General features: G+C 72.3%; 11 protein-coding genes. 3 read left to right on the forward strand and 8 right to left on the reverse strand.

Annotated elements, in window-relative coordinates; genetic code table 11:
* Positions 1–46: 46 nt before the first annotated feature.
* The gene (locus DEJ46_RS37960; protein ID WP_150273696.1) at positions 47–910 is read right to left on the reverse strand and encodes an alpha/beta fold hydrolase; all 864 of its coding nucleotides are present in this window, start codon (positions 908–910) and stop codon (positions 47–49) included.
* Positions 911–990: 80 nt separating this feature from the next.
* Between DEJ46_RS37960 and DEJ46_RS37965 the strand changes: the two genes are divergently transcribed.
* Positions 991–1,965, forward strand: a complete 975-nt coding sequence (locus DEJ46_RS37965; protein ID WP_411757805.1) for a helix-turn-helix domain-containing protein — start codon at positions 991–993, stop codon at positions 1,963–1,965.
* Here the strand turns inward: DEJ46_RS37965 and DEJ46_RS41015 are convergent.
* The 4 genes from DEJ46_RS41015 to DEJ46_RS37985 all read right to left on the reverse strand — a co-directional run bounded on the left by DEJ46_RS41015 (position 1,862) and on the right by DEJ46_RS37985 (position 7,590).
* Positions 1,862–2,128 (reverse strand): 2'-5' RNA ligase family protein, encoded by a 267-nt coding sequence (locus tag DEJ46_RS41015; RefSeq protein WP_150273698.1) that lies wholly within the window; start codon positions 2,126–2,128, stop codon positions 1,862–1,864. The genes DEJ46_RS37965 and DEJ46_RS41015 overlap by 104 nt on opposite strands.
* The gene (locus DEJ46_RS37975; protein ID WP_150273700.1) at positions 2,128–4,326 is read right to left on the reverse strand and encodes a protein kinase domain-containing protein; all 2,199 of its coding nucleotides are present in this window, start codon (positions 4,324–4,326) and stop codon (positions 2,128–2,130) included. Before DEJ46_RS37975 ends, DEJ46_RS41015 begins: the two co-directional genes overlap by 1 nt.
* A 2-nt stretch (positions 4,327–4,328) precedes the next feature.
* Positions 4,329–6,593, reverse strand: a complete 2,265-nt coding sequence (locus tag DEJ46_RS37980; RefSeq protein ID WP_223835391.1) for a protein kinase domain-containing protein — start codon at positions 6,591–6,593, stop codon at positions 4,329–4,331.
* A gap of 76 nt (positions 6,594–6,669) precedes the next feature.
* The gene (locus tag DEJ46_RS37985; RefSeq protein ID WP_223835392.1) at positions 6,670–7,590 is read right to left on the reverse strand and encodes a hypothetical protein; all 921 of its coding nucleotides are present in this window, start codon (positions 7,588–7,590) and stop codon (positions 6,670–6,672) included.
* Between the two features lie 418 nt (positions 7,591–8,008).
* On the opposite strand from DEJ46_RS37985, the gene DEJ46_RS37995 reads away from it, so the two are divergent.
* Positions 8,009–9,118, forward strand: a complete 1,110-nt coding sequence (locus DEJ46_RS37995; protein WP_150273704.1) for a serine hydrolase domain-containing protein — start codon at positions 8,009–8,011, stop codon at positions 9,116–9,118.
* A gap of 258 nt (positions 9,119–9,376) precedes the next feature.
* Here the strand turns inward: DEJ46_RS37995 and DEJ46_RS38000 are convergent, their stop codons facing one another.
* The 3 genes from DEJ46_RS38000 to DEJ46_RS38010 all read right to left on the reverse strand — a co-directional run bounded on the left by DEJ46_RS38000 (position 9,377) and on the right by DEJ46_RS38010 (position 12,422).
* Positions 9,377–10,186, reverse strand: coding sequence for a TIGR01458 family HAD-type hydrolase (locus DEJ46_RS38000; RefSeq protein ID WP_190623091.1), 810 nt, complete (start codon positions 10,184–10,186; stop codon positions 9,377–9,379).
* A 62-nt stretch (positions 10,187–10,248) separates the two neighbouring features.
* Positions 10,249–11,826: a glycerol-3-phosphate dehydrogenase/oxidase gene (locus tag DEJ46_RS38005; protein ID WP_150273706.1), complete on the reverse strand. Its 1,578-nt coding sequence runs from the start codon at positions 11,824–11,826 to the stop codon at positions 10,249–10,251.
* Positions 11,823–12,422: a TetR/AcrR family transcriptional regulator gene (locus DEJ46_RS38010; protein ID WP_079037795.1), complete on the reverse strand. Its 600-nt coding sequence runs from the start codon at positions 12,420–12,422 to the stop codon at positions 11,823–11,825. Before DEJ46_RS38010 ends, DEJ46_RS38005 begins: the two co-directional genes overlap by 4 nt.
* Positions 12,423–12,497: 75 nt before the next feature.
* Here DEJ46_RS38010 and DEJ46_RS38015 point away from each other — a divergent pair, with 75 nt between their 5' ends.
* A complete protein-coding gene (locus DEJ46_RS38015) occupies positions 12,498–14,093 on the forward strand; it encodes an FAD-binding oxidoreductase (protein WP_150273708.1) in 1,596 nt (531 codons plus the stop codon).
* The last annotated feature ends 43 nt before the right edge of the window (positions 14,094–14,136 follow it).

Consider the following 14,136-nt stretch of genomic DNA (forward strand, 5'->3'; position numbering starts at 1 on the left):
GCGGTTCCCCACTCCGGCCTCGCGACGTGCCGTCCGGAATGGGGCCTCACGGGGTCGTGGGTGCCGGAGCGTTGTGGATCGCGGTGAAGGCGAGGAGGAGTGCGGCCGTCCGTGCCGGTTCCTCCAGGATGGGTGTGTGTCCGGCACCGGCCAGCAGCTCGATTCTCGCGCCCGGAACGACGCGGTAGTCGACCGCGGACGAGGGCCGCCATCTGCGGTCCTGGTCACCGAAGACGACCTGCAGCGGCTTACCGAGGGACATCAGCCGATCCGGGAGCGCCCGCTGCTGCAGATAGGCGATGGACGCCTGCATGGCCGTGGTGACCGCGTGGTAGGTCATGCCGCGCAGGTCGTCGACGAGCTCTTGGGGGACCTCGTAGCCCGTACGGAATCCGGTACTCGCGAACTGCCGGATCTGCTCGTCGGTCGGCGGCCACCGGGTGGCGTCCATGGGAGTGGACCCGGGTGCGATGAAGGCATCCATGCTGGGGCCGGTGTTGATGAGTGCGAGCGCGGTCACGAGGTCGGGCCGCTGCCCGGCGAGCGCGGCCGCGGCATAGCCGCCGCTGGAATGGCCGACGACGATGGCGCACTCGACGCCGAGTCGGTCCAGGACCGTGCCGATCCTGCGTCCCTGCTCCTGGGGCGCGTAGTCACCGTCGACCGGTTCGGCCGAGCGGCCGTGCCCGGGCAGATCGATCCGGATGACGCGATGGGAAGTGGCCAGCAGGGGAACCAGCGCGTCCCACGAACGGCTCGACGTGGCGGACCCGTGGATGAGGAGGAGCGCAGGCGCGTCGCGAGGGCCGTCCTGGCGTACGTAGATGCTGCCCTGGTCCAGGCGGAGGAGCGCGCCCTCGGTGGCCGCAGCGTCGCCGTTCGGGTGAGGGTGGCTGTCGGGAAGAGTCATGAGCCCACTGTCGCCGCCGGTGCGCGCCGAGGTCTTGGACGAATGTTCCCCTCCTTTCTCGGCCCGCCTAGCATGTGGAGATGGGGTCCACCTCGAGTGAACGTGACAACCCTGCTGCGTGGGACGTCGCACGTCCGCAGCGGCCCGGCCGGGTGCCTGGTGTCGACATGGCCGGCTTCCGGATCCCCGACGGGCCCGCCGGTGGTCTGCGGATGGTTCCGCATCCGGCCGTGATGCTGATCCTGGAGTTCGGGGCGAGCGCCTCCGTCGTGGGGGACGGCGCTGGGCGGCGGCACAGGGGAAGTCTCGTCGCCGGGCCCGGATTCGGCTCCGGAGGCGGGGTCCGGGCGTGGGGAGAACAGGTCGAGTGCGTGCAGGTGCGCCTGTCACCCGCGATCGTGGGCACGGCACTGGGCGCTTCTCCGGCCGATCTGGCCGGTTCTCTGGTGTCGCTCGACGAGGTGTGGGGCGCGGAGGCGTCACGGATTCGCGAGCAGCTGGGCGAAATCCCCCTGTGGGAGGACCGCTTCGCGTTCACGGAAGCCTTGCTCGCCCGCCGGCTCGAGGCGCGGTCGCCGGTCGACCCGGCGGTGTCCTGGGCGTGGAGCCGGATCGTCGCCGGCAAGGGCCGGGTGCGGGTCGACCGCCTGGCGGCCGAACTCGGATGGAGCCGCAAGCGTCTGTGGACCCGGTTCCACTCACACGTCGGCATGCCACCGAAGAGCGCCGCGAAGCTGGTCCGATTCGACCATGCCGTGCACCGCCTGGTAGCGGGTGAAGGCGTGGCCCACGTCGCGGCGGACAGCGGCTACTGCGACCAGTCCCACCTGCATCGGGACGTCATGGCGTTCACCGGTACGACGCCGGCCACCGTGCAGGGCGAGCCGTTCCTGAGGGTGGACGACCGTGCATGGCCGAGAGCGACGGCCGAGCCCTCATCGCCCTCCTCTGCTATCCGAGTGCCAAGGACGCCCGTTCCCGCCACTTCACGCCCTCGACGAATCGGCCGCCGTACGGCGGAGCCTCAGGCCAACGATCGGCGATCGCCTCCGTGAGCCGCCGCACGTGCGTGTCGGGCCCGGGAGCGACGTACAGCACTTCCGGGAACCGCCCACACCTCTCGAACCGCAGGTCAAAGGCCGGGCGGCTGCCCAGTACGTCCGCGAGAGCGGAGTGGACGAGCGGATCCATCCGGCTCTCGGCGAAGACCCGGTTCATCAGGAACCGGGCACCGAAAAGCGGAGCAGCCTGCCCGACCAGGTGGCGTAGAGGTGATCGTCGGTGGTGTGTGTCGACCAGGCGCCGGAGCCGCCGTCGGCCGCGTGATGCCAGACTTGTTCGCCGGTCTCGGCGTGGAAGGCGTACAGGCCCTTCTCTCCCGCGGCGAGGAAGAGCCCGCGCAGCGTGCCCAGGAACGCCGGGTCGCCCAGACCTGCCCCTGCCGTCCAGCGTTTCGCGCCGGTCCTGGCGTCGATGCCGTGCAGAACCTTCTCGTCCAGGTAGCAGACGGTCGCGCCGGAGCGTGCGTAGCCGCGGTTGCCGCGGGCGGCGGTCCGTACGCTCCACAGGGTCTTGCCCGTCTCCGGGTCGAAGGCGGTGAGCAAGCCGCGGGTCGAGCCGTTGGCACCGGTGCCCGGGTAGCAGAACAGAGTGCCTCCGAGCAGGCTCAAGGACCCGCTCCAGAGGAAGATCTCACTGTTCGTGGGCGGGAGTTCCGTGGGCGTGCTCCGGAGAGTCCTGCCGTCCTCGGGGTCGAGTGCGAGCAGATTCATGCCGCCGTCGATGCCGTAGAGCACCTCGCCGTCGTCCGGCGGGTAGAGGGCGACGAGGTCCTTCGCCCATACGAGCTTGCCCGAGTCCGGGTCGAGGGCGGCGTATCCCCGGGTGCTCGCTGCCGGGTCCGTCTTCGAAGGACTGCCCCAGACGATCACGGCACCGGCCCGGGTGCGGCCGTCGACCGAGAGGACGCCCTTCACGGCGGAGGATGTCCAGCGCACCTCGCCGCTCGCCGCCGCGAGCCCCTGGACGCGTTCGCCGCTCAGCGTCACGACCAGCTTGCTGTCGCAGTACTCGAGCCGGGGCGCGTTGTCCGCGTCCGGGGCCGCGTTCCACACCTCCTTTCCGGTCCGGCCGCCGAACGCGTGCACCTTGCCGTCGGTGCGTACCGTGTAGACGCGCTCGTCGTCGGCGAGGGCGTCGGTGTTCTGCCCGCCGACGTCCTGCCACAGGAGCTTGCCGGTGGCACGGTCGAAGCAGGCACCCGTGGCCTGGCGGGTGCACAGCAGCGTGGACCGGGTCACCGTGCTCAGGGCCATGCCGGGGTGGGGAAGGTCGTGGGCCCAGTCGAGTACGGGGGTGGCGCCCGGGTTCTTGTCGCCCGAGCGCAGGAACCAGGCGGCGCCGCCGGCCGCCGCGGCCGCGGCGAGCACCCCGCCGCCGGTCAGCAGCCGTCGGCGGCTGAGGAGCGGAGGGCGTACCGCGTCCCGCAGGGTGCGCTGGTCCTCGGTCACCTGCAGCTCGACCGCGCCGAGCCAGCCCGCGGTGGTCTCCGGCCGGAGCCAGGACTGCAGGTGACCGACGGTGGGACGCCGCGAGGGGTCCTTGTCGAGGCATGCGGCGACGATGCCGAGCAGGCCGTGCGGGACGCCGGCCAGTTGTGGTTCCTCGTAGGCGACCCGGTAGAGCAGTGCGTGGGCCGCGCCGGTGCCGAACGGCGGGATGCCGGTGGCGCCGAAGGCGAGTACGGCGCCGAACGCGAACACGTCGCTGGCACCCGTGAGTTGGTCACCTCTCGACTGCTCGGGCGACATGAAGCCGGGCGAGCCGGCGACCTGGCCCTCGGCGGTGAGGACCGTGCCGTCGACGGCACGGCTGATGCCGAAGTCGATCACCCGGGGGCCGTCGAGGGTGAGCAGGATGTTGGACGGCTTGAGGTCGCGGTGGACGAGCCCGGCGCGGTGGATCGCGGCCAGTGCCTCGGCCAGGCCTCCGCCGAGCACGCGCAAGGTGGCCTCGGGCATGGGCCCGTGGGCGTCCAGGGCGTCGGAGAGCGAGGGACCGGGGATGTAGGCGGTGGCCAGCCAGGGCTGCGGCCCCTCGGGGTCGGCGTCGACGACCGGCGCGGTGAAGGCGCCGGAGACCGCGCGAGCGGCATCCACCTCGGCCTTGAAGCGCCGGCGGAAGTCGGGGTCGGCGGCCAGTTCGGGACGTACGACCTTGACGGCCACCGCACGGCCGCTGCGCGAGGCGGCGAGGTGGACCCGGCCCATGCCGCCCGCCCCGAGCTCACGGATCACCCGGTACGGGCCGATGTACGAGGCGGTAGGGGCGGCGGGCGCGGGCGGCGGGGACGACGTCACCTGAGGCGGCGGGACCTGGGACGGCGGGAACGACGGCGGCTGAGAGTGGGGAGGCATGCTCACGAGGTGGTGCTCCGGAATGCGTAGAGGGTGGTCTCGGACGCGGCGAAGAGGGTGTCGCCGGAGGTCTGCAGCTGCCACGTGTCCTTGCCCCCGGCCTCGCTGCCGGAGGGCTGGTGCGCCCAGAGCAGCTTGCCGTCCGAGGCGCGCAGGACGACGAACCCCGGGACGTCGCCGGTGGCGAACGTGGCGACGGCCACCACGGACGAGGAGACGGTGGGGCCCTGGCCCCTGGCACCGCCGGTGGTCGTCAGGTTCAGCGGGCTCGCGGTGTGCCACTGCTGCTTGCCGCTCTTCATGTCCAGGGCGAAGACCGTGCCCGGACCGTCGAAGACGTAGGCCCGCTCGCCGCGGACCGCGGCCGCGCTGATGGTGGTCGTCTCGTTGACGGCGGTCCACAGCTTCGCGCCGTCGGAGGCGCGGAAGGCCTGCACCTTGACGCTCGCGACGAGCAGAGTCGTCCCGTCGGAGGACAGCCGCGGGTAGGCGCCGGGTTTGATGACGCCCGGGACGTTCCACCGCTCGGTGCCGGAGCGCAGGTCGAGTCCCCGGAGGGTGCCGTTGTCCTGGAGGAGGCAGAGGCGACCGGCGGCGTGGGCCTGGAAGTCGCTGGAGCGGATCCTGCGCGACCACAGCGCCTTGCCGGAGGCGAGGTCGACCGCGACCACGCCGTAGCCGTCGTTGCCGCTGGTGCCGAGGACGGCGACCGAACCGGCGACGGACTGGACGCTCTGGACGAAGTCGGCGTTCCGGCCGTCGGGGCCGGGCCCGGTGACCGCGTACGCGAACTTCTGCCTGCCCGTGGCGTCGACACCGAAGAGATAGCCGTTCTCACCGCTCCAGCCCTCGGCGAACAGCATCGATCCCTCGGCGCCCAGCCATTTCGTCGAGCCCGTGACATCGGAGGGGGCGCGGAGCGAACCCTTCCAGCGTTCCTTCCCGGTCGCGGCGTCGTAACCGATCGCCGTGGTCGTGTCCCAGCGCACCAAAGTGTTGCCGACGAGGCGCAGTTGCCCGCCCTCCAGCTTCTTCAGCGGGACCGACCACAGGGGCTTCGGACCCGCCGGGACCTTGGGCTCGGGTATGCCGGTGGTGCCGGCCGCACCGCCCGCGGCCCCGCTGCTACCCCCGCTCGTGCCGCCGCCGGACCGGGCCGGGTCCTTGCCGGACCGCGACTGCCATTCGTTCAGAGCCGCGGCGCCTCCCGCCGCCACGGCGGCGGTGCCGGCCGCGGCGATCCACAGGAACGCCCGGCGGCTCGGCCCTGTCGGTGCCGTCGGTCCGGTAGGGGTGGGTGGCCCGAGGGGCGTCATGGGTACGGGCGGTGCCGTCACCAGGAGCGCGGCGTGCGCCGCCCGCCGGGCCAGGTCCTGCCGCAGGCCCTCGGTGAGCAGGGCGGCCGGGTCGGCGGCACCCAGCGTGGCCAGCACCGATGCGGCGGGCGGCCTGTGGGCGGGGTCCTTGGCCAGGCAGGCGCCGATCAGCGGGCCCAACCCCGGGGGAACGCCGTCGAGCCGAGGGGGGTGGTGGACGGCCCGGTACAGGATCTCGGCCGTCCCTCCTGCGCCGAACGGGCCCTGACCGGTGGCCGCGAAGACCAGGACACAGCCGAGGGAGAAGACATCGGCCGCCGGTCCCGCGTCGCGGCTCGACACGATCTGCTCGGGCGCCATGAAGCCCGGCGTCCCCATCACCGCGCCCGTCCGGGTCACCTGTGTCGCGTCCACCGCCCGGCTGATGCCGAAGTCGATGACGCGGGGTCCGTCCTCGGCGACGAGCACGTTGCCCGGCTTGAGGTCGCGGTGGACGAGGCCTGCCTCGTGGATGGCGAGGAGCGCCTCCGCGAGACCGGTGCCAAGAGCCCGCAGGGCGGGCTCGGGCAGCACGCCGAACCCGCGTACGACCTCGTGCAGCGAGGGCGCGGGGACGTAGGCCGTGGCCAGCCAGGGCTGTGGGGCGTCGGCGTCCGCGTCCAGCACCGGCGGAGTGAAGAATCCGCTCACACGGCGGGCGGCCTCGGCCTCGCGCCGGAAACGCCCGCGGAAGTTCGGCGCCTCGGCGTACTCGGGCCGGATCACCTTCAGGGCGACCAGACGCGATCCTGGCGACCTGGCGAGGAAGACCCTGCCCATGCCGCCTTCGCCCAGGAGCTGGAAGACCTCGTAGGGGCCGATACGGGTGGGGCTCTGCTGCTGAGGGACCTGGCCGTGCGGCAACGGGACGGTGGTGAAGGGGCGGGTGACAGGGGCGGGCTCTCGCGCCACCGTGGTGAACGGAGGCTGCGCGGCCGTGGGGTCGCCGCCCCCGGAGGAGGGTGTGTGCACGTCGTCGTCGCGGCGGTCAGCTCAGCGAACCGAGCACGTCACGAGCGACGGCGACGGCGGCGTCCTCGGCCTGCTTCTGCGTCGTGGTGGAGTCCTTCCGGCTGAAGCTGTAGTCCGCGGTGACCACGGCGTTGCCCTCACGGACGATCGCCTCGGCCTGGGTCAGTCCCCCGTCCGGGCTCCCGGCGTAGACGACGACGGCCTCCTCGCCGATCCCACTGACCGGCCGGGAGCCGAACACCTTCTTCAGAGTGCCGATGTCCTTGAGAGCGACCTCCTTCTTCATGTCGTAGCTGCCTTTCGCCCCCGGGGCGACGGAGAGATGCACCTTCAAGGTCTGGAAGGGGCCACTGCTGTCCGTCCTCTCCCAGCTCGGCCCCCTGGTGATCATCGAGGCCAGATCCTTGTCGTCGAACAGCCCGGGCGTGCACGCCGCCCCGGGCACGATTCCCTCGACGGTGGACGCCTTGACCAGTTCGCACCCCTTGGGCACCTTGGTGAACGCCTTGGCGGGTTCCTCGGGTTCGGCGGCGCCTCCCGGCACACCGGACGGCAGACTCGACACCGTGCCCTCGTCGTCACCCCCCGAGGTGGCGACGACCACACCGACGGCCACGGCCACGGCGAGCGCCGCGGCGCCACCGATCAGCCAGGCCCGCGAAACGCCGCCGCGCGGACCTCCGCCCGGGCCGCCCGCGGGAACCGGCTGGGCCCATGCCGAGGGCGCGCCCGGCGCCTGCGGCGGGACCGGCGGCGGTGCCTGACCGGGCATCGGGGGCGGTGCCTGACCCGGCATCGGCGGCGGTGCCTGACCGTAGGGCGGCACCTGACCGTAGCCCTGCGCCGCGGGTGCCCAGGTCGGGTCGGCCTGCCCCAACGGTCGGGTCGGACGGTCGCCGAAGCCATGCCGGGGATCCACCTGTGGGGTCTCACTCACGTGGCAGCCCTCTCTCCTCGTACGGTTCTCGCTTGCGGGACCGGCGGAATTCCGTCCCCCGCGCGCCGAGCCGGAGCGACGGCGACAGGGTTCACCTCACTCCCCGTTCGGATGGGGCTGGTGCGCTGCGCACGGCACCGGCACGACGTGGCAGACGCTGTCGCACGGTGCTGCGATGCCGATGAAATCCTGCTGAAGCCGAAAGTGATCGAGCCGCCGTCGCGCAGTCGCGGCGCGGCGTACTTTTCGGAGAGGAACGCGCCCCAGAACCGGCGCTCGCATCACCTTCGCGGTCTCCGGAGTGGGCAGGGCAGGTGAACAATCTCACCCTCCCGACTCCCCGCCGAAATAGTGAAGTCACCTGATTACACTGCGTGTTGATCCTTCATCCTTGCCGTACGATCCCACGGAGAGAGTCATGAAACTCAAGCGATTAGGCGTCATCGCCGCGGTGTGCAGCATCAGTCTCACCATCGGCCTCGGCACCGCCGAGGCCGGGGTCCCGGATGCGGCCGTGGCGCTCAAGGCGGGTGCCGACCAGGGCATCGCCGACGGGTACCCCGGCATCATCGGAATGGTGCGTGACGGTGACCGGACCCAGTACATACAGGCGGGCGTCGGCGACCGCGGAACCGGTGTGCCGGCGGACCCCAAGGCGAAGTTCCGCATCGGCAGCAACACCAAGGCCTTCACCGCGGCCACCGTCCTGCTGCTGGAGGCCGACGGCCTGCTGTCCATCGACGACACGGTGGCGAAGTGGCTGCCCAACGCCGTCAACGCCAACGGCCACGACGGTTCGAAGATCACCATCCGGCAGCTGCTCAACCACACGTCGAACCTCCCCAACTACACGATGAACATCGACGGGTACACCACCAGCCGGACCTGGACGCCGCAACAGCTGGTCGACGGCGCCCTGCGCAAGCGCCAGCCGAACGCGCAGCCGGGCGAGAAGTGGGAGTACACCAACACCAACTACGTGCTCGCCGGCATGATCATCAGGGCTGTGACCGGCAACGAGCCCGCGGCTGAGATGAAGACCCGGATCTTCGACCGTCTGGGCCTGGCGGACACCACTCTGCCCACCACGGACAACAACGTCTACGGCAACTACCTGCGCGGGTACTACCTGGCCGGCCCCTTCATCCTGGACATGACCGTGACCAACGTCTCGGCCACCCAGACCGCCGGCGCCATGGTCTCGACCCTCGACGACCTGGCCACCTTCCAACGCGCGCTCGTGGGCGGCACCCTTCTCCCGCCCGCGCAGCAGACCGAGCTCAAGACCACCGTCCCCACCGGTCTGGGCCCCGACTACGGCCTGGGCCTCATGCGCCTGAACACCTCGTGCGGTCGCACCGCCTGGTACCACAACGGTGTCGTCCCCGGGTACTTCAGCTTCCACCTCACCAGCGAGGACGGCGCCAAGCAGGTGGTCGAGGCCAACAACGAGAGCCACCTCATCTCCGGCACTCCCGGCCAGAACCACACGGGCGCAGCGGCTGAGAAGGCCTTCTGCGCGCTCTGAGCGAGCCCTCCGCTCCGTCCGTCGGGCCCGGCGGGCAACCCGCCCGTCCCCTCCGGATGATCTCATCGGGGAACGGACTTCAGGCCGTCCTGCGCAGAGCGGGGCGGTCTGCGGTTGCGGGCGCCGCGTGACTGCTTGCCGTAGGGCCGGGCAGCGTGGCGCACCTCGCCACGCCGCCAGGCGACACGATCCTGGTCCTTCTGCGCTGCCACACATGACGTGGCGCCCCGGAGCTCACGGTGCGCCGGTCGGGGCCCGTCAGTGTTCAGGTGTCCCGTCGCCCTCGGCGGCGAGCGTGGCGAGCAGGGTGGGCAGGTCGGCGAAGGAGTCGAGGACGTGGTCGGGCGTGCCGGAGGCCGCGCGGTGTGTCTCGGGGAGGTACTTGCCCGTCCTGACCAGTACGCCGGTGATGCCGGACCGTTGGGCGGCCAGCACGTCGGATTCGATGTCGTCGCCGATCATCAGTGCCTCCGACGCTCCGACGCCGAGATGGGCGAGGGCGCTCGCGAAGAAGGCGGGATCCGGCTTGCCCGTCACCTCCGCACGGGTGCGGGCGGCCTTCTCCAGACCTTCGAGGAAGGCTCCGGTGTCCAGGGCGAGGCCGTCTTCGGTGCCCCAGTACAGATTCCGGTGCATCGACACCAGCCGGGCCCCGCGCTGCAGTTGGCGGAAGACCCGGTTGAGGGCCTCGTAGCCGAATTCGGCCCCGGCGCCGCCGAGCACGACGACGTCGGCGTCACCCTCCTCGACGAGCGTGACGCCCGGCAGGTCGTCCTGGACGTCACCGCTGTTGAGCAGGAGGCAGCGCGCGCCGGGGAAGTGCTCGCGCAGATACGCCGCCGTGGCCGCCGGGGCGGTCAGAATGTCTCCCGCGTCGACGGTGAAACCCAGGCCGGCCAGTCGTGAGGCGATGGCCGCCCTGGTGCGGGACGTGTTGTTGGTGACCAGTGCGATGCGGAGCCCCGTGCCACGCAGCTGCTCCATGGCGGAGACCGCTCCCGGCAGGGCCTTCCAGGAGACGGTGAGGACGCCGTCGATGTCGACCAGGACCGCTCGGATTCGTTCCATGGAGCCGACGGTAGCCGCGGTGCCGGGCGCCGGCGCCTCACCCGCGTCGACGACGCTGCACGTCACTCCACCTGGGCGGTGTCCGCGAGGGCGACCAGGGCCGCTGCTTCGGCCGCGGAGCGGTCTTCCGGGACCAGGCCGATGCGGGTGCGGCGGTCGAGGAGGTCGGAGGTGTCGAGAGCGCCTTCGTGGCGGACGGCCCACACCAGCTCGGCGCCCGTGACCGGATGGCCGGGTACGACGGGCCGGGCGAGGGCGGGGTCTTCGAGGCCGAGCGCGTGTACGGCGGGTGCCTCGGAGCCGTAGCGGTACACGAGCCGGGCCGGGACGTCGAGCCCGGCGAGGGTCTGCGGCCGGGCGGCGCCGACGAGGGGGACGGAGGCGGTGCGGCACGGCCCGGCGGTCAGGCCGCCGGAGGCCGCGGCGGCGTCGACGGCGTCCTGGGCCATGCGGCGGTACGTGGTCAGCTTGCCGCCGACGACGGTGACGACGCCGGAAGGGGAGGTGAGCACGGCGTGCTTGCGCGAGATGTCGGCGGTGCGGCCAGCCGCGTCCCGGGTGTCGAGCAGGGGGCGCAGCCCCGCGAAGGCCCCGACCACGTCGGCGCGGTGGACGGTGACGTCGAGGGCGGAGCCGAGGACGTCGAGGAGGAAGCCGATGTCGGTCTCGGGGACCTCCGGCACGTCGGGGATGTCGCCGTCGACGGGTTCGTCGGTGAGGCCGACGTACACGCGTCCGTCGCCCTGGGGGAGGACCAGGACGAAGCGGTTCGTCTCGCCGGGGATCGGGATGTGCAGGCCCGCGGAGAGCCGGCCGAGGTCCTCGGAACGCAGCACGAGATGGGTGCCGCGCGAAGGCCGCAGGCGTACGTCGTCGACGAGACCGCCCGCCCAGACGCCGGCCGCGTTGACGACCGTGCGTGCGCGGATCCGCAGCTCCTGGCCGGTGGTCTCGTCGCGGACCAGCGCACCGTCGCGGTGGAGCTCCAGGGCCCGGGTGCGGGTGAGGATCCGGGCGCCGTACGCGGCCGCCGTGCGGGCGATCGCGGTCACCAGGCGGGCGTCGTCGGAGAGCCGGCCGTCCCAGGAGAGCAGTCCGCCGCGCAGCCCGGTGGGGCGGAGGGCCGGGGCGAGGTGACGGGTCTCGACGGCGGACAGCGTGCGCGGCTGGGGCAGCGTGCTCCGCGAGGTGCGGGCGCCGACGCGCAGCAGGTCGCCCGCGAGGAATCCGGCACGGGCGAGGGCGGCCTGGCCGCGGCTGACGAGCGGGGTGAGGGGAAGCACGAAGGGCTGTGCGCGGACGAGGTGGGGGGCGGTGCGTTCCATGAGGATGCCGCGCTCGACCGCGCTCTCGTGGGCGACGTCGAGCTGTCCGGACGCGAGGTAGCGCAGTCCGCCGTGGATCAGCTTGGAGCTCCAGCGGGACGTGCCGAAGGCGAGGTCGTGGGCGTCGATCGCGGCGACGGTGAGCCCGCGGGTGGCCGCGTCGAGAGCGGCTCCGGCTCCGGTGGCACCGAGCCCGACGACGAGTACGTCGACGACGCTGTCGGCATCGCCGTCGGCGAGGCGGTCCAGTTCGCGCAGGCGCCGCCGGGCGTTGAGGGAGGAGCCGGGCAGGGCGGGGCTGCTCGTGGGGTTCATGGGGCGATGGTCCTCTCCAGCAGGGTGCGCAGCTCGTCGAGGAAGGCGGCTTCGCTCAGTTCGGGATCGGTGTCGTCGGTCATGGTGCGCAGCGAGAGCGTGAAGGACTGGACGACGAGCAGCAGGGACCGGGCCTGCAGGTCGGCCCGGACGCGGCGCACGGAGCCGTCCTCGTGGCCGTCCTCGAGTGCCGAGTGGAGGAGCCCGAGCAGGGCGTCCTGGCTGGCGCCCCTGCGGTCGAGGATGTAGGGCAGCAGCAGCTCGGGGTCGACGTCGATGATCTTGTGGAAGAGCGGGTGGGCCCGGAACGCGGCGGCTCCCGCGACGAGCCCTTCGACGATCCGCTCCCGCTCGGGCCGGTCGTCGTCGGAGGGCGGCATGGCGCCGGCGGCGACGGCGATCCACTCGCGGGTCATCAGGTCGCCCACCAGGCTGCGCACGTCGGGCCAGCGCCGGTAGATCGTCATCCGGGACACGCCCGCGCGCCGGGCGATGTCGGTGAGGGTGGTTCGCCGTACGCCGACGGCGAGCACGCAGTCGCGTGCGGCGTCGAGCACGGGATCTGCGTCTTCATGGTTGTGACGAATGGGCGTCATCTGTCACAGTGTAATGCCAGCGTCGGCCGAGTGGCAGCGCCATCCGTGAAACAGACCGTTAGGAACCCTTTCGAAGTGGACATGTTGTGGAGCGGTTGGGGCGACCCGGCCAAGGCGGCACCCCTGCCCGACTCGGTCACCGGCCTGCTGCGTGACCTGCTCGGCGTCACCCCGCGCGAGAGTGGCCCGACAGCCCTTACCGACATCGAACCGCCCGCCCCGGCGCTGCCCGAGGAGGCCCGTACCGCACTGCGGGCGGCAGTCGGCGCGCCCGACGGCCTACGGGAGGACGCCGAGAGCCGCATCCGGCACACCCGCGGAAAGTCGACCCCCGACCTGCTGCGCATCCGCGCCGGCGAGGTCGACGACATCCCCGCCGCGGTCGTGCTGCCGGGCGACCACGACGAGGTCCTCGCCGTGCTGCGCGCCTGCGCCGAACACGGCGTCGCCGCCGTGCCCTTCGGCGGCGGCACCTCCGTCGTCGGCGGCCTCGCGCCCACCACGAAGCGGCCGTTCGTCGCGCTCGACCTGCGGCGGCTCGACCGGCTCCTCGCCGTCGACGAGGTGTCCCGCACCGCGACGCTGCAGCCCGGTCTGCGCGGCCCGCAGTGCGAGGCGCTGCTCAACGAGCAGGGCTGGACCCTCGGACACTTCCCGCAGTCCTTCGAATGGGCGACCGTCGGCGGCTTCGCCGCGGCCCGCTCCAGCGGCCAGGCATCGGCCGGATACGGCCGCTTCGACGAGATGGTCCTCGGTCTGACGGTCGCCACCCCCGAAGGCACCCTGGAGACCGGCCGGGCCCCGCGCTCGGCGGCCGGCCCCGACCTGCGCCAGCTGATCCTCGGCTCCGAAGGCGCCCTCGGCGTGATCACGGCGGTGACCGTGCGCATCCGTCCGCTCCCCGCGAAGCGGATCTACGAGGGATGGCGCTTCGCCTCCTTCGAGGCCGGCACGGCGGCACTGCGCCGACTGGCCCAGGACGGCCCGCGCCCCACGGTGCTGCGACTGTCGGACGAGTCGGAGACCTTCATCGGTCTCGCGCAGCCGGACGCCATCGGCAACGCAGAAGTCCCGCAGAACCCGGGCTGCATGGCCGTCGTCGGCTACGAGGGCACCGAGGAGGAGACCACGGCCCGCCGCGCCGCCGCCCGCGAGGTCCTCCTCGCCTGCGACGGCGAGCTCATCGGCGAGGAGCCCGGGGACAAGTGGGAGCACGGCCGGTACAACGCTCCCTACCTGCGGGACGCGCTGCTCGACGCCGGCGCGTTCGCCGAGACGCTGGAGACCGCGGCCTTCTGGTCCGCCGTCCCCGGCCTCTACACGGCCGTGCGGGACGCGCTGACGAGCACCCTCACCGAGGGCGGCACGCCGCCGCTCGTCATGTGCCACATCTCGCACACGTACGAGAACGGCGCCTCCCTGTACTTCACCGTCGTCTCCGCACAGGGCGAGGACGCCGTCGCGCACTGGGAACCGGCGAAGCGGGCGGCCAACGACGCGATCCTGGCCGCGGGCGGCACGATCAGCCACCACCACGGCGTCGGCACCGACCACCGCGACTGGTACGCCCGGGAGATCGGCCCCCTCGGCATCCGCATGCTGCAGGCCGTCAAGGCCGAGGTCGACCCCTCCGGTGTGCTCAGCCCCGGAGTCCTCATCCCCGTCCGCTGACCCACTGTCCGCCGACCCACCGTCCGCTGACCTTATTTGTGCC

This window comes from Streptomyces venezuelae (genome assembly GCF_008642375.1).
Classification (GTDB): domain Bacteria; phylum Actinomycetota; class Actinomycetes; order Streptomycetales; family Streptomycetaceae; genus Streptomyces; species Streptomyces venezuelae_G.